Source organism: Paracoccus sp. NFXS7, from assembly GCF_040148865.1.
Classification (GTDB): domain Bacteria; phylum Pseudomonadota; class Alphaproteobacteria; order Rhodobacterales; family Rhodobacteraceae; genus Paracoccus; species Paracoccus marcusii.
Genome location: NZ_JAKEKV010000001.1, coordinates 25,886 through 51,225 on the forward strand (window position 1 = coordinate 25,886; position 25,340 = coordinate 51,225).

23 protein-coding genes and 1 tRNA gene are annotated in these 25,340 nt (G+C 68.6%); 8 read left to right on the forward strand and 16 right to left on the reverse strand.

The window, feature by feature from the left end; translation table 11 throughout:
• Positions 1–35 precede the first annotated feature (35 nt).
• From LZ686_RS00130 to cobU, 5 genes are all read right to left on the reverse strand, one after another.
• Positions 36–1,940 (reverse strand): TRAP transporter large permease, encoded by a 1,905-nt coding sequence (locus LZ686_RS00130; protein WP_349546607.1) that lies wholly within the window; start codon positions 1,938–1,940, stop codon positions 36–38.
• Positions 1,937–2,548 carry a TRAP transporter small permease subunit gene (locus LZ686_RS00135; protein ID WP_045981404.1) on the reverse strand — a complete coding sequence of 204 codons (612 nt, stop codon included), beginning with the start codon at positions 2,546–2,548 and terminating at the stop codon, positions 1,937–1,939. The genes LZ686_RS00130 and LZ686_RS00135 overlap by 4 nt, the downstream gene beginning before the upstream one ends.
• A gap of 117 nt (positions 2,549–2,665) precedes the next feature.
• Positions 2,666–3,388 carry an adenosylcobinamide-GDP ribazoletransferase gene (gene cobS, locus LZ686_RS00140; RefSeq protein WP_349546608.1) on the reverse strand — a complete coding sequence of 241 codons (723 nt, stop codon included), beginning with the start codon at positions 3,386–3,388 and terminating at the stop codon, positions 2,666–2,668.
• A complete protein-coding gene (gene cobT / locus LZ686_RS00145) occupies positions 3,381–4,334 on the reverse strand; it encodes a nicotinate-nucleotide--dimethylbenzimidazole phosphoribosyltransferase (RefSeq protein WP_349546609.1) in 954 nt (317 codons plus the stop codon). Before cobT ends, cobS begins: the two co-directional genes overlap by 8 nt.
• Positions 4,321–4,851, reverse strand: a complete 531-nt coding sequence (gene cobU, locus LZ686_RS00150) for a bifunctional adenosylcobinamide kinase/adenosylcobinamide-phosphate guanylyltransferase (protein WP_295170779.1) — start codon at positions 4,849–4,851, stop codon at positions 4,321–4,323. The genes cobT and cobU overlap by 14 nt, the downstream gene beginning before the upstream one ends.
• 130 nt (positions 4,852–4,981) lie before the next feature.
• Between cobU and LZ686_RS00155 the strand changes: the two genes are divergently transcribed.
• From LZ686_RS00155 to LZ686_RS00180, 6 genes are all read left to right on the forward strand, one after another.
• On the forward strand, positions 4,982–6,583 hold the full coding sequence (locus LZ686_RS00155) for a peptide ABC transporter substrate-binding protein (RefSeq protein ID WP_349546610.1): 1,602 nt from the start codon (positions 4,982–4,984) through the stop codon (positions 6,581–6,583).
• Between the two features lie 85 nt (positions 6,584–6,668).
• Positions 6,669–7,592 (forward strand): oligopeptide ABC transporter permease OppB, encoded by a 924-nt coding sequence (gene oppB / locus LZ686_RS00160; protein WP_045981409.1) that lies wholly within the window; start codon positions 6,669–6,671, stop codon positions 7,590–7,592.
• Positions 7,593–7,595: 3 nt separating this feature from the next.
• On the forward strand, positions 7,596–8,522 hold the full coding sequence (locus LZ686_RS00165; RefSeq protein WP_239441278.1) for an ABC transporter permease subunit: 927 nt from the start codon (positions 7,596–7,598) through the stop codon (positions 8,520–8,522).
• 2 nt (positions 8,523–8,524) lie between these two features.
• Positions 8,525–9,634 (forward strand): oligopeptide/dipeptide ABC transporter ATP-binding protein, encoded by a 1,110-nt coding sequence (locus tag LZ686_RS00170; RefSeq protein ID WP_349546611.1) that lies wholly within the window; start codon positions 8,525–8,527, stop codon positions 9,632–9,634.
• Complete coding sequence (locus tag LZ686_RS00175) at positions 9,631–10,653, forward strand: oligopeptide/dipeptide ABC transporter ATP-binding protein (RefSeq protein WP_349546612.1); 1,023 nt, start codon at positions 9,631–9,633, stop codon at positions 10,651–10,653. The genes LZ686_RS00170 and LZ686_RS00175 overlap by 4 nt, the downstream gene beginning before the upstream one ends.
• A gap of 1 nt (position 10,654) precedes the next feature.
• Positions 10,655–12,505, forward strand: a complete 1,851-nt coding sequence (locus tag LZ686_RS00180) for an ABC transporter ATP-binding protein (protein ID WP_349546613.1) — start codon at positions 10,655–10,657, stop codon at positions 12,503–12,505.
• On the opposite strand, the gene LZ686_RS00185 is transcribed toward LZ686_RS00180, so the two are convergent.
• Positions 12,502–13,878 carry a GntP family permease gene (locus tag LZ686_RS00185; RefSeq protein ID WP_139085780.1) on the reverse strand — a complete coding sequence of 459 codons (1,377 nt, stop codon included), beginning with the start codon at positions 13,876–13,878 and terminating at the stop codon, positions 12,502–12,504. The genes LZ686_RS00180 and LZ686_RS00185 overlap by 4 nt on opposite strands.
• A gap of 102 nt (positions 13,879–13,980) precedes the next feature.
• A tRNA-His gene (locus LZ686_RS00190) sits at positions 13,981–14,057 on the reverse strand.
• A gap of 100 nt (positions 14,058–14,157) precedes the next feature.
• Here LZ686_RS00190 and LZ686_RS00195 point away from each other — a divergent pair.
• Positions 14,158–14,373 (forward strand): DUF6324 family protein, encoded by a 216-nt coding sequence (locus tag LZ686_RS00195; protein ID WP_045999198.1) that lies wholly within the window; start codon positions 14,158–14,160, stop codon positions 14,371–14,373.
• Here LZ686_RS00195 and LZ686_RS00200 read toward each other — a convergent pair.
• Positions 14,354–14,815: an MmcB family DNA repair protein gene (locus LZ686_RS00200; RefSeq protein ID WP_252929178.1), complete on the reverse strand. Its 462-nt coding sequence runs from the start codon at positions 14,813–14,815 to the stop codon at positions 14,354–14,356. The genes LZ686_RS00195 and LZ686_RS00200 overlap by 20 nt on opposite strands.
• A gap of 99 nt (positions 14,816–14,914) precedes the next feature.
• On the opposite strand from LZ686_RS00200, the gene LZ686_RS00205 reads away from it, so the two are divergent.
• A complete protein-coding gene (locus LZ686_RS00205; protein ID WP_045981415.1) occupies positions 14,915–15,262 on the forward strand; it encodes a RidA family protein in 348 nt (115 codons plus the stop codon).
• Here LZ686_RS00205 and lpxB read toward each other — a convergent pair.
• The 8 genes from lpxB to LZ686_RS00245 all read right to left on the reverse strand — a co-directional run bounded on the left by lpxB (position 15,246) and on the right by LZ686_RS00245 (position 25,289).
• A complete protein-coding gene (gene lpxB, locus LZ686_RS00210) occupies positions 15,246–16,400 on the reverse strand; it encodes a lipid-A-disaccharide synthase (RefSeq protein WP_349546614.1) in 1,155 nt (384 codons plus the stop codon). The two genes, LZ686_RS00205 and lpxB, sit on opposite strands and share 17 nt — an antisense overlap.
• Positions 16,401–16,463: 63 nt before the next feature.
• The gene (locus LZ686_RS00215) at positions 16,464–17,273 is read right to left on the reverse strand and encodes an LpxI family protein (RefSeq protein ID WP_349546615.1); all 810 of its coding nucleotides are present in this window, start codon (positions 17,271–17,273) and stop codon (positions 16,464–16,466) included.
• Entirely contained in the window at positions 17,270–18,058 is a 789-nt protein-coding gene (gene lpxA, locus LZ686_RS00220) for an acyl-ACP--UDP-N-acetylglucosamine O-acyltransferase (RefSeq protein ID WP_349546616.1), read from the reverse strand. Before lpxA ends, LZ686_RS00215 begins: the two co-directional genes overlap by 4 nt.
• A complete protein-coding gene (gene fabZ, locus LZ686_RS00225) occupies positions 18,051–18,527 on the reverse strand; it encodes a 3-hydroxyacyl-ACP dehydratase FabZ (RefSeq protein ID WP_045981419.1) in 477 nt (158 codons plus the stop codon). Before fabZ ends, lpxA begins: the two co-directional genes overlap by 8 nt.
• 60 nt (positions 18,528–18,587) lie before the next feature.
• A complete protein-coding gene (locus LZ686_RS00230) occupies positions 18,588–20,678 on the reverse strand; it encodes a hypothetical protein (RefSeq protein WP_349546617.1) in 2,091 nt (696 codons plus the stop codon).
• Positions 20,675–23,422: a DUF4159 domain-containing protein gene (locus LZ686_RS00235; RefSeq protein WP_349546618.1), complete on the reverse strand. Its 2,748-nt coding sequence runs from the start codon at positions 23,420–23,422 to the stop codon at positions 20,675–20,677. Before LZ686_RS00235 ends, LZ686_RS00230 begins: the two co-directional genes overlap by 4 nt.
• The gene (locus tag LZ686_RS00240; protein ID WP_045999193.1) at positions 23,422–24,285 is read right to left on the reverse strand and encodes a DUF58 domain-containing protein; all 864 of its coding nucleotides are present in this window, start codon (positions 24,283–24,285) and stop codon (positions 23,422–23,424) included. Before LZ686_RS00240 ends, LZ686_RS00235 begins: the two co-directional genes overlap by 1 nt.
• The gene (locus LZ686_RS00245) at positions 24,282–25,289 is read right to left on the reverse strand and encodes an AAA family ATPase (RefSeq protein WP_045980722.1); all 1,008 of its coding nucleotides are present in this window, start codon (positions 25,287–25,289) and stop codon (positions 24,282–24,284) included. Before LZ686_RS00245 ends, LZ686_RS00240 begins: the two co-directional genes overlap by 4 nt.
• Between the last annotated feature and the right edge of the window lie 51 nt (positions 25,290–25,340).

The following is a 25,340-nucleotide window of genomic DNA, read 5'->3' on the forward strand; positions in this document are numbered from 1 at the left end:
TTGGTGCATCGGGCCCGCGGTGACGGGCCCGCCCGTCAGTTCCCTGACAGGCCCGGAGGAGGCCCGCCGAAGCCCAGGCCCATCCCGCCGGAGGGTGCCGCCGCCTCGGGTGCCGCGGCTTCCGGCGCAGGTCTGGCCGGTGCTGGTGCGTCCGGGGCGGTTGCGTCCGGGGCCGGCGTCGCAGGGGCCGGCTGCTGCTGGCCAAAGGGCGATCCGCCCAATCCGCCAAGCGTGCCGAACCCGCCGCTGCCACCCTGCGGGGCCGCGCCGCCGCCGCCCAGCCCACCACCGAGGCCGCCACCGAGACCGCCACCAAGCCCCCCGCCAAGGCCGCCGCCCATGGGGATCTCGATCCGCATGTTCGACGTGTCCACGACCGGTCCCTTGTAGTGCATGACCATCCCCGGGAACGCGATCACCGCCGCGATCATCAGGACCTGAAGCCCCACGAAGGGAACCGCGCCGCGATAGATGTTCAGGGTGGTGATCGGGTCCATCATCAGACCGGTGATCTTGTCACGATAGGATTTCCGCGGCGCGACCGAGCGCAGATAGAACAGCGCAAAGCCCACGGGCGGCGTCAGGAACGATGTCTGCATCGTCACCGCCAGGATCACCCCGAACCAGACCAGATCAACGCCAAGCGCATTCGCCGCCGGGATCAGCAGCGGCACGATGACGAAGGCCAGTTCGAAGAAGTCCAGGAAGAAGCCAAGGATGAAGATGATGATGCAGGACACGATCAGGAAGCCCGTGACCCCGCCGGGCAGCGCGGTCAGCAGGTCGCGCACCCAGATATGGCCGTTGACCGAATAGTAGGTCAGCGAGAAGACGGTCGCGCCCAGCAGGATGAACATCACGAAGGCCGACAGCTTGACCGTGGACAGCAGCGCCTGGTTCAGCACGTCGAAGCTGAGGCGGCGCTTGATCGCCGAGAGGATCAGCGCGCCCATCGCACCCATCGCGCCGCCTTCGGTGGGCGTGGCGATGCCCAGGAAGATCGTGCCCAGCACCAGGAACACCAGCGCCAGGGGCGGGATCATCACTATGATGACCTGCCGCGTCATCGGCGACAGCCAGCGTCCACCCGTCGCGCGGTCGGCGACCGCCAGGATCAGCAGGACCACGACCGCCAGGGTCGCCGCCCAGATGGGTGCGTTCGTGACGCCGTTGGCGTCCATCCAGCGGCTGGCCAGTTGGAAGATCACGACGGCCAGCACGATCACCACGGCCAGCGACCAGCCGCCGCCGCCCAGGCTGCGCGCCTCCAGCGGCAGGGCGGGCATGGCCTTGGGGCGCAGGATCGACAGGATCAGGACATAGACGATGTAGACGCCGACCAGCGCCAGCGCCGGAACCATCGCCGCCTTGTACATGTCGCCGACGGAACGGCCCAACTGGTCGGCCAGCACGATCAGCACCAGCGACGGCGGAATGATCTGCGCCAGCGTTCCCGACGCCGCGATCACGCCCGTCGACAGGCTTTTGTCATAGCCATAGCGCATCATGATCGGCAGAGAGATCAGGCCCATCGAGATGACCGATGCCGCGACCACGCCGGTCGTGGCCGCCAGCAGTGCACCCACCAGGATCACCGCATAGGCAAGGCCGCCACGGACCGGGCCGAACAGCTGGCCGATGGTGTCCAGCAGCTCCTCGGCCATGCGCGACCGTTCCAGCACGATCCCCATCAGCGTGAAGAACGGGATGGCCAGCAGCGTGTCGTTGCGCATCACGCCGAAGACCCGGTCGCCAAGCGCCCCCAGCAGGTTCCAGCCCAGGTTCACCTGGTCGGACAGGGGCGTCAGGAACACTCCGAAGAAGAAGAACAGCAGCCCGTTGGCTGCCAGCGCAAAGGCGATCGGATAGCCGAACAGCAGGAACGCCACCATCGAGAAGAACATGATGGGGGCAAGGTTGTGGGCGATAAGGTCGATCACGGGCGGCGCTCCGGTTCATCGGTCTGGTCGGTGCGGCCCGTCAGCATCAGCCCGGCCTCGTGATTGGCGGCCTCATTCGGGCCGGTGTTCTGGTGCGGATCGGGAATGATGCCCCGCATGACGGCGATCTTTTTGACGATCTCGGACAGGCCCTGGGCGAACAGCAGGCCAAAGCCCACCACCAGCACGCCCCGCGCCGGCCAGAGCGGCAGGCCGCCCGCGTTCATCGATATCTCTCCGGTGCGGATGCTGCCCATCAGGGCGGGCCAGGTCAGCCACAGCATGACCGTGGTGAAGGGCATCAGGAACAGGATCGTGCCCAGAAGGTCTATCCAGTGCTGCACCCGGCGCGACCAGCGGCCATAGATCACGTCGATGCGGATATGTTCGTTCTCGAGCAGCGTCCAGGCCGAGGCCAGCATGAAGGCCGCGCCGAACAGGTACCACTGCGCCTCCAGCCAGGCGTTCGACGACATGCTGAACACCTTGCGGACGACCGCGTTGACGGCGCTGATGACGACGGCCAGCAGGATCAGCCAGGCGACGCTGCGCCCGATCAGCGTCGTGACGCGGTCGATGCCGCGCGAAAGGGCCAACAGGCCGCTCATGATATGCTCCTCCCTCAAGGTACGGCCTTTGGCCGCGGTCCGGTTGACCCGGTCGTTCTGGCTGGCAGGATATGCGGCAAGCGGCCTGCGCGGGTCAAGGTTTTCCGCCAGTTGACCCTAGGTCAGCGCGGCCATCCCGACCAGTGCCGCACATTCCGCAAGCAGCACCGACGCGCCCAGCACATCGCCCGTCTGCCCGCCCAGCAGGCGGCAGGCGCGGCGCGAGACCGCCACGACCGACAGCCCGATCAGCGCCATCGCCAAGGCCGCGGCGCCCGGTCCAGGCGCACCCAGCAGCAGTGCCAGAACGCCTGTCAGCGTGGCCGCCACCACCGCCCGGCGCGAGGGCTGTCCGGCCCCCTGACCCAGCCCGTCGCTCCGCGCCGGCGGCAGGGCGCGCATCAGCATCGCCGGTGCCACCCGCCCCGCCGCGGCCGCCGCGATCAGCGCCAGCGGTCCAAGCGCCGCTAGCGCCGCCACGCGGACCAAGCCCGTCGCCACCAGCGCGGCCGCACCATAACTGCCGATTGTCGATTCGCGCATGATCCGCAGCCGGTCGGCGCGGTCCCGCCCGCCGCCCGCATCGGCGAAATCGGCCAGCGCATCCTCGTGCAGCGCACCGGTCAGCCAGACGGCCAGGGCGACGGACAGCGCCGCCGGCAGCAGGCCCGTCCCCATGATCCACAGGGGCACCCCGGCCAGCAGTCCCAGCACCGCCCCCGCCAGCGGAAAGGCCCAGGCCGCGCGGGACAGCGGAAGAACCTCGGACGGCAGCAGGCGGCCAAGCGGCAGCCGCGTCAGGAAGACCAGCGCCAGGACGATCTGGTGCGACCTAGACAATCCCGGCCTCGGCAAAGGTCGCCATGCCGTTGTGGCACTCCAGCGCGGCGCGCAGCACCAGAAGGGCCACGGCGGCGCCGGACCCCTCGCCCAAGCGCATGTCCAGCGACAGGACGGGCTGCATCGCCAGCGACGCGATCAGGCGTCGGTGCCCCGGTTCGGCGCTTTCATGGCCGATCAGGCAATGGGCCAGCGCGTCGGGATCATCGCGGGTCAGCACGGCGGCGGCGGCGGTGCAGATGAACCCGTCCAGGATCACCGGAATGCGCAGGTCCCGTGCACGGCGTACCGCGCCGCAGATGGCCGCCTGTTCGCGACCGCCGAACGCGGCCAGCGTGTCGTGGGTGCCGGTCACGGCGTGGCGGGTCAGCCCTTCCGTCACGACGCGGACCTTGGCGGCCAGCATCGCGCCCTGCGCGCCGGTGCCGGGGCCGACCCAGTCCTCGGCCCGTCCGCCAAAGGTCGCCGCCGCCAGTGCGGCCGAGGTGGTGGAATTGCCGATCCCCATCTCTCCCAGCAGCAGGACCTGGGCGGTGGGATCGACGGCGGCGGCGCCCTGCGCCATCGCATCGTCGACCTCGGCCGACGTCATCGCGGGGCCTTGGGTGAAATCGGCCGTGGGCCGATCCAGATCCAGCGCGACGATGCCCAGATCGGCCCCCGCCACACGGCACAGCTGATTGATCGCCGCGCCGCCTGCACGAAAGTTCGCGACCATCGCCGCCGTCACCGCGGGCGGAAAGGGCGTGACGCCCTGTGCCGTGATCCCGTGATTGCCCGCAAAGACCAGCGCCTGCGCGCGGTCCAACGTTGGGAGGTCGGTCCCCTGCCAGCCTGCCATGAACACGGCCAGCGCCTCCAGCCGGCCAAGCGATCCGGCGGGTTTCGTCAGCGTGGCCTGGCGCGCGGCGGCACGGTCGGCGGCGGTCTGGTCAAATCGGGTCATCGGGGCTCTCTGCCATGGGTTTCAGGCGCAGGGGCATGCCGCTGACGGCCATCCAGACCTGGTCGGCCAGTGCCGCCACCGCCTGGTTCATCCGGCCGTGATCGTCGCGGAACCGGCGGGCCAAGGCATTGTCCGGCACGATCCCCTGCCCCAATTCGTTGCTGACCAGCACGACAGGACAGCATTGCTGACGTAACGTCACCGTCAATGCGCCGATATCCGCCGAACCCATGCAGTTCGACATCCACAGCGTCAGGCAATCCACAAGGCGCACGCCCTGTCCGTCGGTCGCGCGCAGCGTGCCGGCCAGATCCAGCGGTTCTTCGATGGTGCGCCAACCCTGTCCGCGATCCTGTTGATGCGCCTTGATTCTTTCACCCATCTCGGCGTCGCGGGCCTGGGCGGTGGCGATATAGATGCGCGGCATTGCATGGCGCAGGACCAGCCGTTCGGCCAGGGCCGACTTGCCCGACCGCGCGCCGCCCGTCACCAGCGTGATATGTCCCCGTTGCGTCATGCGGGCCTGTTTTCCACAGGGCGATCGGGTTGGAAAGCGCGAAACGCCGCTTGCCCACACCCGTGCTTTCACTAAACCTCGCGCCATTCCGGTGCGACACGACACCGACAGACAACTTGGAGGAGTTGGGATGACCAAGCTTTTCGCGACGACCGCCCTGCTGACCGCGCTGGCGATGCCCGCTTGGGCCGTGCAGCCTGCCGAAGGCGAGACCCTGGCCGAGAACCAGACCTATACCTATTGGCTGCTGGACGCGATCAAGTCGCTTGACCCGGCCAAGAACACCGACGTCGAGGGTTCGGACGCGCTGCGCTCGCTGTTCGAGGGCCTGATGATCGAGGATGCCGCGGGCAACATGATCCCCGGCGTCGCCGAAAGCCACGAGATGTCCGAGGATGGCCTGACCTACACCTTCACGCTGCGCGACGCTAAGTGGTCGAACGGCGACCCGGTGACGGCGGACGACTTCGTCTATGCCTGGCAGCGGGTCGTCACGCCCGAGACCGCGTCGGAATACGCCTGGTACATGGAGCTGATGAACCTGCAGAACGCCACGCAGATCATCGCGGGCGAGATGGAGCCCGACCAGCTGGGCGTCGTCGCGCTGGACGACAAGACGCTGCAGGTGACGCTGACCACGCCCACCCCCTATTTCCTGAACACCCTGTCGCACACCACGACCTATCCCGTGCCCCGCGCGGTGGTCGAGGAGCACGGCGACGCCTGGGTGCAGCCCGCCAACCTGGTCGGCAACGGGGCCTATACCCTGGCCAGCCACAATCTGGGCGTCGAGATCGTCTTCGAAAAGAACCCGGAATACTGGGATGCCGTGAACGTCGCGATGCAGACCGTGCGCGGCGTCACCGTGAACGACAACAACGTGGCCCTGACCCGCTATCAGGCCGGAGAGCTGGACCGCGTGCAGATCCCGGCGGGCCAGTATCCGCGCCTGGCCGAGGCATCCCCCGAAGAGGCCGTGTCTGTCCCCTACGGCTGCTCTTACGCCTATGTGTTCAACCTGTCGGAGAAGGGCCCCGAGGCGCTGAAGGACGAACGCGTCCGCGAGGCGCTGGCCCTGTCGCTGAACCGCGAGGTCATCGTGGATCAGGTCCTGCAGGGCGGACAGGAGCCCGCCTATACCTGGACGCACTGGGCCATCAACGGCTTTGCCGCGCCCGAGGGCGGCATGAAGGACATGTCGCAGGAAGACCGCATGGCCCGCGCCGCCGAGCTGCTGGCCGAGGCCGGTTACGGTCCCGACAACCCGGTGCGCCTGCAGCTGCAGTACAACACCGACGACAGCCACCGCCTGCTGGCCATCGCGGCCCAGCAGTTCTGGCGCCCCCTTGGCATCGAGATCGAGCTGAACAACGTCGAATGGGCCGTCCACACCGACCGCCTGCAGAACCAGGACTTCGAGATCGCACGCTATGCCTGGTGCGCCGACTACAACGAGGCGACGACCTTCCTGGACTGGTTCCGCACCGACGGCTACAACAGCGGCAAGTGGTCGAACGAGGAATACGACAAGCTGCTGGTCGAGGCCCGCACGGCAGAGGACACCACCCCCCTCTATCAGCGCGCCGAGGAGATCCTGGCCGATGAGAATCCTGCGGTCTTCGTCTATCACTATGCCAAGGTCGACATGATCAACCCGGCCATCAAGGGCTTGCCGCGCGAGAACCTGCTGAACACCTGGTACGCCAAGGACCTGTACCGCGTCGCGGAGTAAGCAGCCATCCTGACCGGGGGCCGGGGCGGCACGACCGCCCCGGCCCTGTCATTTTTCAACCATCCCGCAGGGAAGGCCCCACGCGATGTTCGCATTCATCCTGCGACGGCTGGCGGTGGCGATACCCACGCTGCTTCTGCTGATCGTCTTCTCCTTCGTCCTGATGCAGATCGCACCGGGCGGACCTTTCACGGGCGAACGCGCCCTGCCCCCGGCCGTCCTTGCCAACTTGGAGGCGCAGTACGGTCTGAACGACCCGCTGTGGCTGCAGATCTGGAATTATCTGGTCAACGTGGTCGTGCATTTCGACTTCGGTCCCAGCTTCGTCTATCCCGACCGCACCGTGAACCAGCTGATCGCCAGCGGATTCCCGGTGACGCTGACCTATGGCGGGCTGTCCTTCGTGGCGGCCGTCGTCGTGGGCGTGGCCCTGGGCGTGGTGGCGGCGATCTGGCACAACAGCTGGGTCGACTATCTGGCCGTGGGCGTGTCTATCGGCGCGCAGGTGCTGCCGAACTTCGTGATGGCGCCCCTGTTGGTGCTGGTTCTGACCTTGTGGTACGGGCTGCTGCCGGGCGGGGGCTGGTCGTTCAGCAATCCCAGCTTCTGGATCATGCCGGTAATCGCGCTGTCGACCAGCTACATGGCGTCGATCGCGCGGATCACCCGGTCGTCGATGCTGGAGGTGCTGGGGTCGAACCACATCCGCACGGCGCGGGCAAAGGGGATGCCCGAACACCGCGTCATCATCCGCCACGCGCTGAAACCCGCGATGCTGCCGGTGATCAGCTATCTGGGGCCGGTCTTCGTGTCGATGATCACCGGATCGGTGGTGATCGACATCTATTTCTCGACCGGCGGCATCGGCAAGGCCTTCGTGGACAGCGCGCTGAACCGCGATTATGCCGTGATGATGGGCGTTACTATCCTGGTGGGCGCGCTGACCATCCTCTTCAACCTCATCGTCGACGTGCTTTACGCATGGATCGACCCCAAGATCAGGTACTAGGTCATGGTCATCGATCAATCCAAGATGCAGTCCCTGTCCGACCGTTTCGTCGAGGCAGAGGTCCGCGGCCGCAGCCCCTGGGCCGACGCGCGCCGTCGCTTCTTCCGCAACAAGGCCGCGATGCTGGGCCTGACGATCCTGATGCTGGTGTCACTGTTCGCGATCTTCGGCGGCTATGCCGCGCAATGGTCTAACGAGGAGCTGGATTTCAGCGTCATGGGCCAGGTCGCCCAGATGGGTCAGCCGTCGATGGAAAACGGGCACTTCTTCGGCACCGACAACCTGGGCCGCGACCTGTATGCACGCGTCGTGCAAGGCACGCGCATCAGCCTGATGGTCGGCGTCGTGGGTGCTGCCATCGCCGTCATCGTTGGCACGCTCTATGGCGCGACCGCGGGATATGTCGGCGGGCGCACCGACCAGATCATGATGCGGACGGTCGATATCCTGATGTCGATCCCCTACATGTTCGTGCTGATCCTCCTGCTGGTCATGTTCGGGCGGTCGATGTCGATGCTGTTCCTGGGCATCGGCCTGATCTCATGGCTGGATATGAGCCGAATCGTTCGCGGTCAGACGCTTAGCCTCAAGAACCGAGAATTCATCGAGGCCGCGCGCGCCACCGGCGTGTCGTCCTTCCGCATCATCGTCCGCCATATCGTGCCGAACCTGCTGGGCGTGGTGGCGGTCTATGCGACGCTGCTGGTGCCGCTGATGATCCTGACGGAAAGCTTCATCAGCTTCCTGGGTCTGGGCGTTCAGGAACCCCTGACCAGTTGGGGCGCGTTGATTTCCGAAGGGGCGGGCACGATGAACTATGGCACGCTGTGGCAGCTGGCCTTTCCGCTGTTCTTCTTCGTGATCACGCTGTTCGGCTTCTTCTTCGTGGGCGACGGCCTGCGTGACGCCCTCGACCCCAAGGAGCGGTAATCATGGCCCTTCTCGAACTGCGTGACCTGTCGGTCCGCTTCCAGACCAACGATGCCGAGGTGCGGGCCGTCAACGACGTGACCCTGTCCGTCGATGCGGGCGAGACCCTGGGCATCGTCGGAGAATCCGGCAGCGGCAAGTCGCAGCTGTCCTTCGCGATCATGGGCCTTTTGGCGCGCAACGGCCGCGCCTCGGGCAGCGTCCTGTTCGACGGGCAGCAGATCCTGAACGCCCCGCCCAAGGTGCTGAACCGCATCCGCGCCGAACAGATCGCCATGATCTTCCAGGATCCGATGACCTCGCTGAACCCCTATATGCGGGTGGCCGACCAGATGGCCGAGGTGCTGACGCTGCACAAGGGCCTGTCGAAACGCGATGCCGTCGCGCAGGCCGTGCAGATGCTGGACGCCGTCAAGATCCCCGACGCCAAGGGGCGCGTGCGGCTTTATCCGCACGAATTTTCGGGCGGCATGCGGCAGCGGGTGATGATCGCCATGGCGCTGCTGTGCCGGCCCAAGCTGCTGATCGCGGACGAACCCACCACCGCGCTGGACGTGACCGTGCAGGCGCAGATCATGGCGCTGCTGTCGGACCTGCAGCGCGATTTCGGCATGGCGATGATCCTGATCACCCATGATCTGGGCGTGGTCGCGGGGTCATGCGAACGGGTCGCGGTCATGTATGGCGGCCGCATCCGCGAGACCGGGCCGGTGCGCCCGATCTTTGCCGAACCCACGCATCCCTATACCCAGGGCCTTCTGGACGCGATCCCGCGCGTCGATCAGGACGATGAGGACCTGCGCGCCATCCCCGGCCAGCCCCCGAACATGAGCCGCCCGCCCTCGGGCTGCGCGTTCGAGCCGCGCTGCCCCTATCGCCGCGAAGGCTGCGCCAGCATCGACCCCGCGCTGGAGGTCTTTGCCTCCGGCCGCGCCCGCGCCTGCCACGCCCCCGTGGCCGAGGTGCTGGCCCGGCGTATGATCGACGACCCGCAGCCCGACTTGGTCGCGGGGGGCGGCGACGCGCTGCCCGACGCCCTGCCCGAGGGCGCCGTCGCCGGTGCCGGTGCGGCCGGCGCCACCCAGACCCCCGGATCGGAGGCCAAGCCATGAGCGATCTTCTGAGCGTGCGCGACCTGCGCGTGACCTTCCAGATCCGCCCCGAGGGCGCGATGCCCTGGACCCGCCCCAACCCGCTGCGCGCGGTGAACGGCGTCGATTTCGCCCTGGCGCCCGGAGAGACCCTGGGCGTGGTAGGCGAATCCGGCTGCGGGAAGTCGACCTTGGCCCGCGCCCTGATCGGGCTGGTCCCGGCTACGGGCCAGGCTGAATGGATAGACGGCAAGGACCTTCTGGCGCTGACACCCAGGCAGATGATGGCCTATCGCCAAGACATCCAGATGGTGTTCCAGGACCCGTTGGCCAGCCTGAACCCGCGCATGACCGTGGGCCAGATCATCGCCGAACCCCTGACCACGCACCGCCCCGACCTGCCCCGCGCCCAGGTGCGCGAGCGCGTCAAGGCGATGATGGAAAAGGTCGGCCTGCTGCCCAACCAGATCAACCGCTATCCCCATGAATTCAGCGGCGGCCAGTGCCAGCGCATCGGCATCGCGCGCGCCCTGATCGTTGAGCCCAAGCTGATCATCTGCGACGAGCCGGTCTCGGCGCTGGACGCGTCGATCCAGGCGCAGGTGATCAACCTGCTGATCCGCCTGCAGAAGGATCTGGGCTTGGCGCTGATCTTCATTGCGCATGACCTGTCGGTGGTGAAGCATATCAGTGACCGCGTGATGGTGCTTTATCTGGGGAAGGTGATGGAGATGGGTCCGGTGCAGGCGCTGTATTCCGATCCGCATCACCCCTATACGCAGGCGCTGCTCTCGGCCGTGCCGGTGCCCGATCCGACGATCGAGACCGCCAAGACCATCGTGCCGCTGGCGGGCGACCTGCCCTCGCCCATGAACCCGCCCTCGGGTTGCGTGTTCCGCACGCGCTGCCCCCGCGCGCGGGCCGAATGCGCGGCGTCGATGCCGGTGCTGACGGTGGGCGATCATCAGGTCGCCTGCCATTTTCCGGGACCGTTGACCGAGACCGAGATCGCCCACGCCCGCCGGACCGAGGCCGCCTGAGATGCCGCCCGACGCGCCCGCATCCCCCGATTATGCGGCGCGTTGGGCGGCATTGAAGAACATCCCGCCCTTCCTGGTCATGGTCTGGCGGGCCAGCCCCGCGCTGACCCTGGCCATGGTGGCGCTGCGCCTGATGCGCGCGCTGATGCCCGTCGCGATGCTGTGGGTGGGCAAGCTGATCATCGATCAGGTCGTGGCGCTCTCGGCGGCGGGCGGGCCCGACACGCTGGCCGGCTGGTGGGACAGCGGGCTGGCCCATCCGCTGATCGGGCTGGTGGCGCTGGAACTGGCGCTGGCGATCGCACAGGACGTGCTGGGGCGGCTGGTCGCCTATGCCGATGCGCTGCTGCAGGAGAAGCTGGTCATCGACATCTCGATCCGGCTGATGGATCACGCGGCGGATCTGGACCTGGCCTCCTTTGAGGATGCCAGCTTTCAGGACCGCCTGGACCGCGCGCGGCGCCAGACGATGGGGCGCATCCCCCTGCTGAACCAGCTGATGCAGCAGATGCAGGATAGCGTCACCGTCATCAGCTTCGGCGTGGGTCTGGTGGTCTATAACCCGTGGCTGGTGGTGCTGCTCGCGCTGGCGCTGATCCCATCCCTGATGGGAGAGATGCATTTCAACGCCCGCACCTATGCGCTGAACCACGCCCGCGCGGCGGACCGGCGCGAACGCGACTATCTGCGCATGATCGCAGCCACCGCCGAGACCGCGAAAGAGGTTAAGATCTTCAGCCTAAGCCCTTGGCTGCGCGACAGATATCTGACCCTGGCCCGGCGGTTCTATCTGGAGAACCGGGTGATCCAGCGCCGCCAGCTGTCGGTCATGGCGGTGCTGACCGCGCTTGGGACGCTGGCCTATTACGCGGCCTTTCTGTGGATCATCGCGCGCACGCTGACGGGGCAGCTGTCGATCGGCGATCTGACCTTCCTCTCGGGCAGCTTCCTGCGGCTGCGCGGGCTGCTGGAGGGGCTGCTGTCGGGCTTTTCTAGCATGGCGGGTCAGGCCATGTATCTGGACGACCTGTTCGATTTCTTCACCGCCCGCCCGGCCATCGCCAGCCCCGCCGATCCGCTGCCGGTGCCCGCGCCCATCGCGCAGGGCTTCCGCTTCGAGAATGTGGGCTTCCGCTATCCGGGCCGCGAGGATTGGGCGATCCGCGGCATGACGCTGGAGCTGCGCGCCGGAGAGACGGTCGCCCTGGTGGGCGAAAACGGCGCGGGCAAGACCACCATCGTCAAGCTGCTGGCGCGTCTCTATGACCCCGACGAAGGCCGCATCACGCTGGATGGGCGCGACCTGCGCGATTACGACCTGGACCAGCTGCGCGCCACGGTGGGCGTGATCTTTCAGGACTTCGTGCGCTATGCGGTGACCGCGGCGGAGAACATCGCCATCGGCCGGATCGACGCGCGCGACGACCGCCCCCGCATCGTGACCGCCGCCGAACGGTCCCTGGCCGATCAGGTCATTGCCAAGCTGCCCAAGGGCTACGACCAGATGGTCGGCAAGCGGTTCGCCCGCGGCTTGGACCTGTCGGGTGGCGAGTGGCAGAAGCTGGCCATCGCGCGCGCCTATATGCGCGATGCGCAGCTGCTGGTGCTGGACGAACCCACCGCCGCACTGGACGCGCGGGCGGAATACGAGGTCTTTCTGCGGTTCCGCGACCTGACGCAGGGGCGGACGGCGCTGCTGATCTCTCACCGCTTCTCATCGGTGCGGATGGCCGACCGGATCATCGTGCTGGAGGGCGGACGCGTCCAGGACCAAGGCAGCCATGCGGAGCTGGTCGCCCGGCCCGGCCGCTATCGCGAACTGTTCGAGCTGCAGGCTCAGGGGTACCGTTAGAGCACGGTCCCCAGCACGATCACCGTGATCAGGGCGATGACCGGTATCAGCACCGCGACCACGAAGATGTCGGGATAGCTTTTCCTGTGCGTCAGCCCGGTGATGGCCAGCAGGGTGATGACCGCGCCGTTATGCGGCAGCGCGTCGAACCCGCCCGAGGACAGCGCCGTGACGCGGTGCATCAGCTCCATGCTGATCCCCTGTTCCTGGCCCATCGTGGCGAACTGTTCGCCAAGCGTGTTCAGCGCGATCGACATGCCGCCCGAGGCCGACCCGGTGATGCCCGCCAGCACGTTCACCGCCACAGACAGCGACGCCACGGGGTTGTTCGGGAACAGGCCCAGCACCCCGTCGCGGATCAGCGCGAAGGCCGGCAAGGATGCGATGACCGCGCCATAGCCCACCTCGGACGCGGTGTTGAAGATCGGCAGCAGCGACCCCATCGTACCGGAATTGACGCTCTCGCGCAGGTTGGCAAAGCGGCGCAGGTTCAGGCCGACGGCCAGCAGGATCGACGCCACCAGCGACACGATAATCGCCCAGATGCCGGCGACCGAGGACAGGGTCGTCTCTCCATAGCGCGGTTCGGCCAGATAGTCCGCGGACATGTTCGGGAAGACGAACCAGGTCAGGACCGCGTTCAGGACGATCACCGACACAACAGGCAGGATCGCCAGCGCGAATGGTGGCAGGTCCGCATCCTCGGGCAGGGTTGCGTCTGCGGCGGTGACGGGGTGATCGCCATAGCCCTCGGCCCCGGCGGCGCGGGCGCGGCGGTTCAGCCACATCGTGCCGCCCGCCAGCATGATGACCCCGGCCAGCGTGCCCAGCAGCGGCGCCGCGAAGACGTTCGTACCGAAGAACGGCATCGGAATGGCGTTCTGGATCGCGGGGGTGCCCGGGAATGCCGTCATGGTGAAGGTGAACGACCCGAGCGCGATGGCCGCGGGCAGCAGGCGCTTGGGGATGTCGGCGCGACGGAACAGCGCGTTGGCGATGGGATAGACGGCAAAGGCCACCACGAACAGCGACACCCCGCCGAAGGTCAGCACGCCGCAGGACAGGACGACCGCCAGCACTGCGCGCTGAGCGCCCAGCCTGTCGACGATCCATTCCGCGATCGATCGCGCGGCGCCGCTGTCGGCCATGACCTTGCCGAAGATCGCGCCCAGCAGGAACAGTGGGAAGTAGGTGATGACATAGCCGCCAAGCGAATTCATGAAGACCTGGGTATAGGTCGCCAGAATCGGCAGGTCCCCGGACATCACCACCGCCAGTAGCGCCAGCAGTGGCGCCAGGATCAGCACGTTGATCCCGCGATAGGCCAGATACATCAGCAGTATCAGCGACAGAAATATTCCCAGCAGGCCCATGCGGCGTCCCTCTCCCGGTTGCAATGGCGCGCATGGTCTCACGCGCGGGACGCGCTGCGCAAGATGCTGCAGTGCAGAAAGTGGCCGGATGCTGGGGAAAGGTGGTACCGCCTCCCCGGCTTGAACGGGGGACCTCTAGATCCACAATCTAGCGCTCTAACCAACTGAGCTAAGGCGGCACAGGGCGGTTCTTTAGCCCCGTGTCAGCAGGGTTGCAAGCCCCGCTTGCCGTGAAATTGCGTCCGCGATACAGAAAGTTTCACCGCGAAAGGACAAGCCATGGGCATCAACAGCGAAAGCGACATCACCGCGAACATCCAGATCGGCCCGACCGACCTTGGCATGGTGCGGATCTATGTGCAGGGAGAGGGCGTGGACCTGCCGATGGACTTCGACCCCGAGGAGGCGACCGAGATCGCCGAAGAGCTGATGGCCGCGGCCGAGGCCGCCCGCGCCATGGCACAGGGCGGCAAGCCTAAGAAGCCCCGGCGATAAGCGCGCCCGGGTCGCACATCACCTGCAACCGCAGGGCTGCGGCCCGCGCAAAGTCGCGCTGCACCTTGGTGCGGCGCGGACCAGACAGGCGATGTTCGGGGGCCATGCGGGTGATCTCGGCGCCGAAGGCATCGGCATGGATCAGGCCCGTGTCATCGGGCAGCAGATCGGTCGGAAAGTCGCAGTCGACCGCCCAGAAATACCGGTCGCACCAGTCAAGGTACCCCTGCCACTTGCGATCGGCCTGAAAATCGGCGCGACAGCTTTTGCATTCGACGACCCACAGCTCTCCCTTGGGGCCAAGGCTGATCAGGTCGACGCGCAGGCCCCGGACAGGGGTGAACTCGGTCAGCACCGCGTGGTCAAGGCTGCGCAGCAGCCGCCCCGTGCCGCGCGCAAGGCGCTGGCCGGGCATGGCGGGTAAGGGGGACAGGTCGGACATGGGCGCAGGATAGAACGCAACCGGAACGTCCGCAACCCGCCTTGCCGCCCCCGCGCCCCCCGTATAGCGTCCGCGCGCATATCGCCAAAGGAGAGCATCATGACCGATATCAAGCGTCTGGAAACCGGCCCGCGGATGAGCCAGGCGGTCATCGCCAACGGCTTCGTCTTTCTGGCAGGCCAGGTCGGGGAGCCGGGCACCTCGGTCACGGACCAGACCACCGCGATCCTGAACCAGATCGACGCGCTGCTGGCGCAGGCCGGGACCGACAAGACCCGCATCGTCTCTGCCCAGATCTGGATGGCCGACATGGCGAAATTCGCCGAGATGAACGCCGTCTGGGATGCGTGGGTGCCCCAGGGCCACACGCCTGCCCGCGCCACCGGCGAATCCGCGCTGGCGACCCCCGACTACGCGGTCGAGATCATCGTCACCGCGGTCCTGTGATCGCCTGAAGGACGGAGCGCGCCGCGCGCAGGCCCGGCGCCTCTCCCCCCTTGCCCAAGCGGTCCATGGTCAGGTCCATGGCGTCCAGCTGGGCACCCCGCTTTGCACGGTTCTCCAGCGCGTCCTGCAGCGCCTGCGCCATGGGGCCCGGCTGGCATCGGTTGCCCAGGAACTCGGGCACGGCGCGCGTCTCGCTAACCAAGTTGACCAGCGTGACGGTGTCGGTGCGCAGCAGCGCCCCCACGATCAGGCGCGACAGCGGCGCCATGTCATAGCCGATGACCATCGGGATGCGGTTGGCCGCCAGTTCCAGGCTGACGGTCCCCGACGCCGCCAGCGCCAGATCGGCGGCGGCAAAGGCGGCGCGCTTCTCATCCGGCTCCTCGATCACGATGGGGGCTGTGGGCCAGCGGCGGATCATGTCGCGGACCATCCCGGACACGCCCGGAACCGTCGGCAGCACCACGCGGACCTCGGGCACGCGATCCCGCAGGCGGATCAGCGCCTCGTCGAAGCGCGGGCCAAGTCGGGTGACCTCTCCGCGGCGCGAACCGGGCAGGCACAGGACCACCGGCGCGTCGGGCGCGATGCCATGGGCGTTTCGGAACAACTGCGCCTCGTCCGGGCCGGCCACGTCGGCGGTGGCGACGGGATGACCCACGAAATCGCAGGTCATGCTCGCGGCCCGCATCAGCGGCGGTTCGAACGGCAGGATCGCCAGCACGTGATCGATCACCTGCGCCATCTTCAGCGCCCGCCCCGGCCGCCAGGCCCAGACCGAGGGCGCGACGTAATGCACCGTCCGCAGGTCCGGACGCTGCGCACGGACCAGGCGTGCGACGCGCAGGCCGAAATCGGGGCTGTCGATGGTGATCAGGACGTCGGGGGCGGCATCGATGACCGACTGCGCGGTCTGCGCGATGCGGCGTTTCAGGTGGCGGTATTTCGGAAGGACCTCCCAGATGCCCATGATCGACAGCTCGTCCATGGGGAACAGGCTGGTCAGGCCAAGAGGCGTCATGGCGGGGCCGCCGACGCCCAGGAACTCTGCCTGCGGATCAAGCTGACGCAGTCCCGCCATCAGCGCGGCGCCCAACTGGTCGCCCGAAGCCTCGCCCGCGATCAGGAAATAACGCATGCCGTGCCGCCTTCTTGCTGCCAAGTCATGGGTATTGGGACGGACGCGAAAGGGCCAGCCTTTTCAGTCCAGCCCGCCTGCCGCCCACAGGAACAGGCCCGCCGCCTGCGCACGGCGCACCATTTCCGGGCGGTCCAGCAGGATCACCTGTCCCGCCGCCCAGGCAATGCCGGCAAGTCCCGCCGATACGGCCTGATCCACCGTGTCGGGCCCAAGGGTCGGCAGGTCGATGCGCAGATCCTGTCCCGGCTTCGGCGCCTTGTAGAGGACGCCGCGGGCGCCTTTGGGATTGGGGCGCAGGTCGGCATGGCGCGCAGCGAAATCCAGCATCGCGGCAGTGCCAGGCAGCGTTTCCAATGCCAGACACAGGCCCTGCGCAACGACCGCCCCTTGGCCCAGGTCCAGCGGCCCGGTCTGGGCCAGGATTCGCGCGGCCCGGCCCGCGTCCCTGCGGTCTGCATCGGTCGGCTCTCCGGTCAGGATGCCTTCCTCCGGGATAAGATCAGGCGCAATTTCGCTGACGGAACAAACCGTAAGGTCATTCTCTTCGAAAACTTCGAGGACTGTTCGCAACGCCGCGTCATCGCCCGACTGCATGGCGGTCAGGATGCGGGGGACAAGCTGCGCGGTGCGCGGGTCGAACGCCTCGGGGTCCAGCCGCGGCCGGCGGATCGCGCCGGCAAAGACCACGCGGGTCACCCCTTTAGCATGCAGATCATCCAGAAACGGCACCAAGCGTTCCAACTGGAACGTCGTGGCGGTCAGGCCGTCCGGGGCAAAGCCCGGCAAGGCGAAGACCAACGGATCGTCCAGGCAGGCGGCAACGGCCGGGGCCAGGGCGCCCTGCCCCGCGATGATGGCGATCCGGCTCATTCGGGTTTGGGCGCCAGAAAGCTGCGGTCGGACGGGCCAAGGATGAAGTCCAGCACATCGCGTTCCATGCCGGTCACCTGCGCCTCGGCACGCGTACGGGCCGTATCGCGGAAGGATCCGCGGCCCAGGTCGCCCAGCAGGGACCGCAGCGCCGCGATGTCGGACCGGGTCGCGCCGCGGCGCTTCAGCCCGATCAGGTTCAGACCGTCCAGATGCCCGCGCGGCCCCTGGACCAGGCCATAGGGGATCACGTCGGCAGTCACCATCGTCACCGCCCCGATCATCGCGCCGCGGCCGATGCGGACCCATTGATGCACGCCCGACAGCCCGCCCACGATCACGTCATCCTCCAATACGCAATGGCCCGCGATGGCCACGCTGTTGGCCAGGATCACCCGGTCGCCGATCCGGCAGTCGTGGCCCACATGGCTGGACGCCATGAACAGCCCGTCATCGCCCACGGTGGTGATGCTGCCGCCGCCGGCGGTGCCGGGGTTCATCGTCACGTATTCGCGGATGCGGTTGCGGGCGCCGATCTGCAGGCGGACGTCCTCGCCCTTGAACTTCAGGTCCTGGGGGACCTCGCCGATGCTGGCGAAGGGAAAGATCACCGTCCCCTCGCCCACCGAGGTGTCGCCGGTCACGACGACATGGGATTTCAGCTCCACCCCGTCCGCCAGCCGGACCTTGGGTCCGACCACGCAGAACGGGCCGATGCGCACCCCCGCGCCGATCTGGGCGCCGGGTTCGATCACGGCCGAAGGGTGGATCAGGGCATCAGCCATCCTTGCGGGCCATCATCGCGGTGTATTCCGCCGACGCGCACAGCTGGCCGTCGACCATGGCCTTGCCTTCGAACTTCCAGATCTTGCCGCCGCCGCGGATGGCGCGGCAATGCAGTTCCAGAACGTCGCCCGGCACGACCATGCGGCGGAACTTGCAGTTGTCGATGCCCATGAAATAGGTCTGCATTTCCTCGTCGATGACGTTCATGCTGATGCCCACCACGACTGCCGCGGTCTGGGCCATCGCCTCGATGATGGTCACGCCGGGCATGATCGGGTGGTTTGGGAAATGGCCCTGGAAATGCGGCTCGTTGCTGGTCACGTTCTTGATGCCCACCGCACTCTCGAACGGGACGATGTCGCGCACCTTGTCGATGAACAGGAAGGGATAGCGGTGGGGGATGATCCGCTTGATCAGCGACAGGTCGGCCTCGGTATAGGGGGCGGGATTGCGCGTGTCGTCAGCCATTTGCGTTCCTTGAGACGGTTTCGTCGGGGTTACCAACCGGGGGACCGGATGGCAAGCGGGTCAGGCGGGACGGCGCCGCCCCTCGGCCAGCCAGCCGGTCAGGATCAACCCCGCGATCAGCGCCAGCCATGCCCAACCAGGCAGCAGCGGCCGGCGGTCCAGGCCGGTGACGGTCGCGGCATCGCGCGGGGTGACGCCGATCCAGGGGCCGCCCAAGCCATCGCCGCTGGCCGCCCGGCCCGCACGCGTCTGGCGCAGGTCCGGCACGCCGTCGGACAGGCGCTGGACCGAACCGCCGCTGGCCTCGACCAGCGGCGCCAGCAGGGGCGCGTCGGCCACCGTCTCCTCGAATTCGCGGGGCGCCGCGGGGCCAAGCGCCAGCACGCGGCGCATGTCGCCATCCGCAAGGCGGTACAGGCCGGGTTCGGGCGCGGTCCAGTCCGCGACGAACCGGCCCGGCCCGTCGGCGGCCAACGGGACCTGACTGATGCTGCCGTCGGGGGCGGTGACCTGCAGCGGTCCGGCGCTGTCCAGCATCGTGCGGCGGGTGAACCGCACGGCCAGACCGTCGCGGACATCCGCCAGCAGTGCCTCCTCCTCCAGCTCGGGCTCCTTCATCGACCAGTGGGCGATGCGGCGCAGCAGCTCCAGCTGCGGGCCGCCCCCCTCGAACCCGCGCCCCCAAAGCCAGACCTGGTCCGAGGTCAACAACGCGACGCGCCCCTCTCCGACCCGGTCCAGGATCAGCAGCGGCTTGTCCTCGGCCCCGGTCATGGCGACCTGGGCGTCGCCTGTGGGCGTGACCTCGGACAGGCGCAGCCAGCGGCCCCAATCGGGCGCCTCGGGATCGAGGCCGCCCAAGCCCGCGGTCACCGGATGGCGGCGCCCGTCATCGGTCAGGCGCGGCGTGAACGGCTGGTCGATGACGCGACCGGTGGGCCGCGCAGGCAGGATCGGCCCCAGAGGCGACAGGTTCAGGCTTTCGACCGACGCCATCTCGGGGCCGGCCGACACCAGGATCGCGCCGCCTTCCTCGACGTATCGGGCGATGTTCATGTAGTATTCGGGCGGCAGGATCCCCCGCACGCTGTAGCGGTCAAAGATGATCAGGTCGAAATCATCGATCCGTTCCAGGAACAGCTCGCGCGTCGGAAAGGCGATCAGCGACAGCTCGTCCACCGGGACGCCGTCGAACTTGTCGGGCGGCCGCAGGATGGTGAAATGGATCAGGTCGACAGCGGCGTCCGATTTCAGCAGGTTGCGCCAGGTACGCTCGCCCGCATGGGGCTCTCCGGACACCAGCAGCACACGCAGGCGGTCTCGCACGCCGTTGATGCTGACAGCGGCGGCATTGTTGCGGTCGGTCAGCTCTCCGGGTGCGTCGTCCAGCGCGATCTGCACGACGTTCTGGCCGGCATGGCCGGGCGTCACCGGCAGGGACAGGCTGGTGTTCAGGGGAACGGCGACGGTCTGTTCATCCTCTCCGTCCACGGACAGGTGCAGGGTCACGCTGCCGGTGCGGCTGGCCTCGGGGACCAGGCCCTGATCCTCGACACGCAGGCGGATGGTGACCTCCTGCCCGATCAGGCCAAAGGCCGGGGCCTCCTCGATCACCAGGCGGCGGTCCCAGTCCTGCGGTTGTCCCGTCAGCAGCACGTGCAGCGGTGCCGCCATCCCCTGCGGCAGCATCTGCGGGTCGTGCAGGCGGCCATCGGTGACGGCGATCACCCCGGCCAGCCGAGCCTCGGGTTCGGCGGCGATGGCGCGCGACAGGGCGGTGGCCAGCGCCGTGCCGTCATCGCTGTCGCCCACGGTCACGCGGCGCAGGTCGGTGCCGGCCAATGCGGCGATGCCCGCGGACAGGTCGTTCACCGCCTGATCGACCTGCGCGGCGCGCCCCGGCAGGGCCTGGCTGGCAGAGCGGTCATCCAGCAGGATCACGATGTCGGACAGGGCCGCGCGCGTGCCCAGCTCCAACGCCGGACCGGCCAGAGCCAGCGCAGCCGCCAGCCCCGCCAAGCCGCGCCATGCCCAGCCCCGCAGCCCGCGCCACAGCGCGAAGGCCGCGACCAGCACCGCCAGTGCGGCCAGCATGCCGATGGCCCACCACGGCAGGGCCGGGTCGAACCGCAGCTGGGTCAGGGATGTCATGGTGCCAGGATCTCCTCGGTCCGCAGGCGGTCCAGCAGGGCGGGCACATGCACCTGGTCGGATTTATAATTTCCGGTCAGCACGTACATCACCAGGTTCACGCCGAACCGGGCCGCCATCTCTCTCTGGCGGTCACCCTCCCAGCCTTGTCCGATGGGATAGGCGGCATAGCCGTCGGCGTTGACCGCCCAGGCCTCGGCCCAGGAATTGCCGCCGATGATGACCGGGCTGACGCCGTCGTTCAGCTGGCGGAACGGCACGCCGGCCTCGGCCTGGGACGAGACGGTCGGGGCCTCGGCCCAGACCGGATTGCCCTGCCAGCGGCCTGGAAAGTCGTCCAGCAGGTAGAATGTCCGTGTCAGCACGTGATCGTCGGGAATGGGTGCAAGGGGCGGGATGTCCAGCGGCGCGGCCAGGCGGCGCAGCGCCTGCGACATGTCGGGGCCGCCGACACCCGCGATGTCGCCGTCGCGTGTGTCGAACAGGATCATTCCCCCCGACCGCAGAAAGGCGTTCAGCCGCAGATAGGCCTGCGGTCCGGGCGCAGGCTGTGCATCGGTGATGGGCCAGTAGAGGAACGTCAGCAGCGACAGGTCGTCCTGGTCAAGATCGATCCCGATCGGCTGTCCCGGCTCGACCGAGGTGCGGCTGCGCAGCGCCTGCGACAGCCCGGTCAGACCCTGTTCGGAAGCCTGATCGATCCGCGCGTCGCCCGTCACGACATAGGCCAGCGCCACGTCGGCCGCGGCGCGCATCAGATCGGGGTCCAGGTCCTGCGCCTGCGCCCGCGGGCCGGGCAGCATCGCCAAGGCAAGCGCGACCGCCGCCATGGCCCCCCGCCTGCGTCCGCGCCCCAGCCAGGCCGACCCGATGGCATCCAGCGCCAGCAGCAGCGCCACCGCGGCCAGCAGCGCGCCCATAAGGTCGCGTCCCGGCGTGGCGGCGACGGTCTCGACCGTGGCACCGGGCCAGGTCGCCCGCACGAAGGGACCGCCCGCGTTCAGCGCCCGGCGCCGCTCGCCCGCCGCATAGATGCCCGCGGGGCGGTCGGGGCCCGTCCCCTGCGCCAGATCGGCAGCGGGCACCGGGGTCAGGCCTTGGGCCTCGGCGGGACGCCCGAACCCGTCCAGCACGGCCTCGGGCGTCCAGAAGGGTTGGGTCAGGTCCTCGGTCGCAGCCTCGGACGGCGACAGGCGGGCGGTTGCGACAAGGCGCTCCATCATCTGTGGGAACAGGCCCGACAGCGGCAGGTTCGACCATTCGGCGTTGGCCGTCACATGGACCAGCACGACCTGCCCCTGGCCAAGCCGGTCGCGGGTGATCAGCGGCGTGTTGTCGGACAGCGACGCGATGGTGCGCCCCGCCAGATCAGGCGCGGGCTGGGCCATCAGCTGCGCGCGGACGGACACATCATCCGGCACGGGCAGGCCCGCAAACGGACCGTCATCGGGGAACGGCGCCAGCCCGCGCGGGTCGCCCCAGGACAGCGCGCCGCCGATGTCGCGCCCGCCCTGGCGCAGCGCCACAGGCAGCAGCGGTTCTTCGGCCAGGCGGTCGTAACCGGCCATGCGCGGCCCCGCAAAGCGGATCAGCAGCCCACCTTCGGCCACCCATTGCGTCAGGTCCAGCGTCTCGGCCAGCTGCACCTGATCGGCCAGCACAATCACGTCGGGCGCAGTGTCCAGGACATCGCCCAAGGCGCCTTCGACCAAGTCGGTCGTGGGGGCCAGCGCCTGGCGCAGGTAGTGGGTCTGGGCCAACAGCTGCTGGCCTTCGGCCAGCGGATCGCCGACCAGGGCCACCTTGCGGCGGCGCACGCGGTCATCCGCCAGAACGACCGCGCCGGCATGGGTCTCGGCCTCGATCTGAAAGCGGGTGATCCGGTTGCGCAGTTCGGGCGGCAGGTCGATGGCCACGGGGCGGACGGTCAGCCCGTCGGCATCCGTCGCGTCACCGGGCGTGAGGCTGGCCAAGGCGCGTTCGATCCCTTGCGGATCGGGGCCGATGGCCTGGATCGCCGGGGCGGCATCATCGACCGAGGTCAGCGTCAGCGACGGCGTGTCGCCCGCAGCCAGCGCCAGCGTCCGCAGCGGACGGGCGGGCGGCACGACCGTCACCGGGCCGCGATCCGCCAGGGCCGCCAGCCACGCCGCGCGGTTCGGATGATCGGTCCCGTCCGCGATCCACAGCGTCGACAGCGACCCCTCCGGCGCATCGGCCAGCGCGGCGCCCGGATCGTCGGGCAGGCGCGTCGACCAGGGTTGCGGCTGCGCCGCGCGCAGGCCGGACAGCAGGGCATCGGCGGGCTGGAACGCCAGCGCGCCCTGTCCCCGTCCGTCGGCCATCAGCAATGCCGCGGGCCGACCCGCGGCGGCGGCATCCGTCAGGGCGGTTTCGACGCGTGTCTGGCGGGCCGCCCAATCGGGCGCGGCGGCAAAGCCCGCATCCATCACGATCAGCAATGGCCCGTCGGCCGCGGGCTGCACCACGGGGCGCCAGACGGGCCCCGCAAAGGCCAGGATCGCCGCCGCCACCGCCGCCAAGCGGATCAGCAGCAGCCACCATGGCGTGCGGCTGGCGATGGGCGCGCGATCGACAAGCCCCGCCAACAGGGCGACGCCCGGAAAGATCACCCGCCGCGGCGCGGGCGGCATGGCGCGCAGGATCACCCACAGGACCGGCAGCGCGATCAGCGCGCCCAGCAGCCACGGCGCGGCGAAACCCAGGGGCCCCAGCAGCAGCATCAGCGCGCCCCCTGCCCCAAAGCCTGCCACAGCCAGTTCAGCGCCTGTGCGGGGTCGGCGTCCGTCAGATGCGTGCCGAACTGCCAGCCTGCCCGCCGCGCCTGCCCCTCCAGCCAGGCCTGTCGTTCGGCCAGCCGGGCCAGATAGGCCGCGCGCAGCCCGCCGGCATCGCGGCTGTCATGCCGCAGGCTGCCAGAGCGGAACTCGACCGCGCCGTCATAGGGGAAATGCGCCTCGTCCGGGTCCAGGATCTGGAACAGCAGGCCCGACAGGCCCAGGCCCGCCGCCTGCCCCAGCATGTCCGCAACCCAGCCCGGATCGGTCAGGAAATCCGACAGGATCACCACCCGCAGGTTCGGTCGCAGGGCGTGGGCCGGGGCGGCATCCTCGGCGGCGGTACCCGTGGCAAGCTGTTCCGCAAGGCGGTCGGCCTGCATGCGGCCGGCCCGTGCAGGTTGGCCCAGCAGCCCGACCTTTTCCCCCCCGCGCAGCATCAGCATGCCAAGCGCCAGCGTCAGGATCTGCCCGCGTTCGGCCTTGGTCGGGCGGTCGGGCCCGCCGGTGAAATCCATTCCGGGCGCGCGCGACAGCCACAGGGCGGCGGATTGCGCCGTCTGCGCCTCGCGGTCGCGCACGAACTGGCTGTCGGACCGGCCGGACCGCCGCCAGTCGATGCTGCGCGCGCCATCGCCCGCGCCCGCGGGGCGGTACTGCCAGAAATCCTCTCCGGGACCGGCGCGGCGCAGGCCATGGGCGCCCGGGGCCACCATCGCGGCCAGCCGTTCGGCCGACAGGATCAGGCCGGGCAGATGCCCCGCCACGCCTTCGGCGCGGGCGCGCAGATCGGTGGGCGTGACGCTCATGCGGCGCGACGGGTGCCGATGCGGTCGTCCAGCAGGCGGCCGATCACCGCGTCGACCGTCTCTCCGCGTGCACGGGCGGCAAACGACAGCGCCATGCGGTGCCGCAGCACGGGCGCCGCCATCGCGGCCACGTCGTCCAGCGTCGGCGCATAGCGGCCGTTCAGCACCGCACGCGCGCGGCTGACCAGCATCAGCGCCTGCGCGGCGCGCGGACCCGGTCCCCAGGTCAGCGCATCGGTGACGAAGGACGCGGCCTCGGGTGCACCGGGGCGGGCCGCGCGGACAAGGTCCAGGATCGCCTCGACCACGGTCTCTCCGACGGGCATCTGGCGGATCAGGCGCTGTGCCGCGATCAGCTGGTCGGGGGTGAAGGCCGCGTGCGGGGTGTCATCCTCCAGCCCCGTGGTGGCGATCAGGATCTGGCGTTCGGTGTCGCGGTCCGGATAATCGACGTCGATCTGCAGCAGGAACCGGTCCAGCTGCGCCTCGGGCAGCGGATAGGTGCCCTCCTGCTCGATCGGGTTCTGGGTGGCCAGGACGTGGAACGGACGGCCCAGGGGGCGGTGCTGGCCGCTGATGGTGACCTCGCGCTCCTGCATGGCCTGCAGCAGGGCGGACTGGGTGCGGGGGCTGGCGCGATTGATTTCGTCGGCCATCAGCAGCTGGGTGAAGACCGGCCCCTCGATGAAGCGGAACGCCCGACTTCCGTCGGGCCGCGCGTCCAGGACCTCGGACCCCAGGATGTCGGCGGGCATCAGGTCGGGCGTGAACTGGATGCGGGCACTGTCCAGGCCCAGAACCGTCGACAGCGTGTCGACCAGCATGGTCTTGCCCAAGCCCGGCTGTCCGATCAGCAGCGCGTGTCCCCCGGACAGGATCGACGCAAGGACCTGTTCGACCACCTCGTGCTGGCCCACGAAACGGCGTTCGACGCTGGCGCGGGCATCCGACAGGCGGGCGGCCAGGGCCTGGACCTCTTGCACCAGAAATTCGTCCGACGTCATGACATTGCCCCCGCGCTGGTTTAAGGAAAGCATAGGCAGTCCAGACACAGG

What these genes read in the sequence shown, in the direction of transcription:
- LZ686_RS00135 (WP_045981404.1), bottom strand. Translation starts at nt 2,548, where the DNA reads ATGAGCGGCCTGTTGGCCCTTTCGCGCGGCATCGACCGCGTCACGACG.
- cobT (WP_349546609.1), bottom strand. Translation starts at nt 4,334, where the DNA reads ATGACCCGATTTGACCAGACCGCCGCCGACCGTGCCGCCGCGCGCCAG.
- cobU (WP_295170779.1), bottom strand. Translation starts at nt 4,851, where the DNA reads ATGACGCAACGGGGACATATCACGCTGGTGACGGGCGGCGCGCGGTCG.
- LZ686_RS00155 (WP_349546610.1), top strand. Translation starts at nt 4,982, where the DNA reads ATGACCAAGCTTTTCGCGACGACCGCCCTGCTGACCGCGCTGGCGATG.
- oppB (WP_045981409.1), top strand. Translation starts at nt 6,669, where the DNA reads ATGTTCGCATTCATCCTGCGACGGCTGGCGGTGGCGATACCCACGCTG.
- LZ686_RS00165 (WP_239441278.1), top strand. Translation starts at nt 7,596, where the DNA reads ATGGTCATCGATCAATCCAAGATGCAGTCCCTGTCCGACCGTTTCGTC.
- LZ686_RS00170 (WP_349546611.1), top strand. Translation starts at nt 8,525, where the DNA reads ATGGCCCTTCTCGAACTGCGTGACCTGTCGGTCCGCTTCCAGACCAAC.
- LZ686_RS00175 (WP_349546612.1), top strand. Translation starts at nt 9,631, where the DNA reads ATGAGCGATCTTCTGAGCGTGCGCGACCTGCGCGTGACCTTCCAGATC.
- LZ686_RS00180 (WP_349546613.1), top strand. Translation starts at nt 10,655, where the DNA reads ATGCCGCCCGACGCGCCCGCATCCCCCGATTATGCGGCGCGTTGGGCG.
- LZ686_RS00185 (WP_139085780.1), bottom strand. Translation starts at nt 13,878, where the DNA reads ATGGGCCTGCTGGGAATATTTCTGTCGCTGATACTGCTGATGTATCTG.
- LZ686_RS00195 (WP_045999198.1), top strand. Translation starts at nt 14,158, where the DNA reads ATGGGCATCAACAGCGAAAGCGACATCACCGCGAACATCCAGATCGGC.
- LZ686_RS00200 (WP_252929178.1), bottom strand. Translation starts at nt 14,815, where the DNA reads ATGTCCGACCTGTCCCCCTTACCCGCCATGCCCGGCCAGCGCCTTGCG.
- LZ686_RS00205 (WP_045981415.1), top strand. Translation starts at nt 14,915, where the DNA reads ATGACCGATATCAAGCGTCTGGAAACCGGCCCGCGGATGAGCCAGGCG.
- lpxB (WP_349546614.1), bottom strand. Translation starts at nt 16,400, where the DNA reads ATGCGTTATTTCCTGATCGCGGGCGAGGCTTCGGGCGACCAGTTGGGC.
- LZ686_RS00215 (WP_349546615.1), bottom strand. Translation starts at nt 17,273, where the DNA reads ATGAGCCGGATCGCCATCATCGCGGGGCAGGGCGCCCTGGCCCCGGCC.
- lpxA (WP_349546616.1), bottom strand. Translation starts at nt 18,058, where the DNA reads ATGGCTGATGCCCTGATCCACCCTTCGGCCGTGATCGAACCCGGCGCC.
- fabZ (WP_045981419.1), bottom strand. Translation starts at nt 18,527, where the DNA reads ATGGCTGACGACACGCGCAATCCCGCCCCCTATACCGAGGCCGACCTG.
- LZ686_RS00230 (WP_349546617.1), bottom strand. Translation starts at nt 20,678, where the DNA reads ATGACATCCCTGACCCAGCTGCGGTTCGACCCGGCCCTGCCGTGGTGG.
- LZ686_RS00235 (WP_349546618.1), bottom strand. Translation starts at nt 23,422, where the DNA reads ATGCTGCTGCTGGGGCCCCTGGGTTTCGCCGCGCCGTGGCTGCTGGGC.
- LZ686_RS00240 (WP_045999193.1), bottom strand. Translation starts at nt 24,285, where the DNA reads ATGAGCGTCACGCCCACCGATCTGCGCGCCCGCGCCGAAGGCGTGGCG.
- LZ686_RS00245 (WP_045980722.1), bottom strand. Translation starts at nt 25,289, where the DNA reads ATGACGTCGGACGAATTTCTGGTGCAAGAGGTCCAGGCCCTGGCCGCC.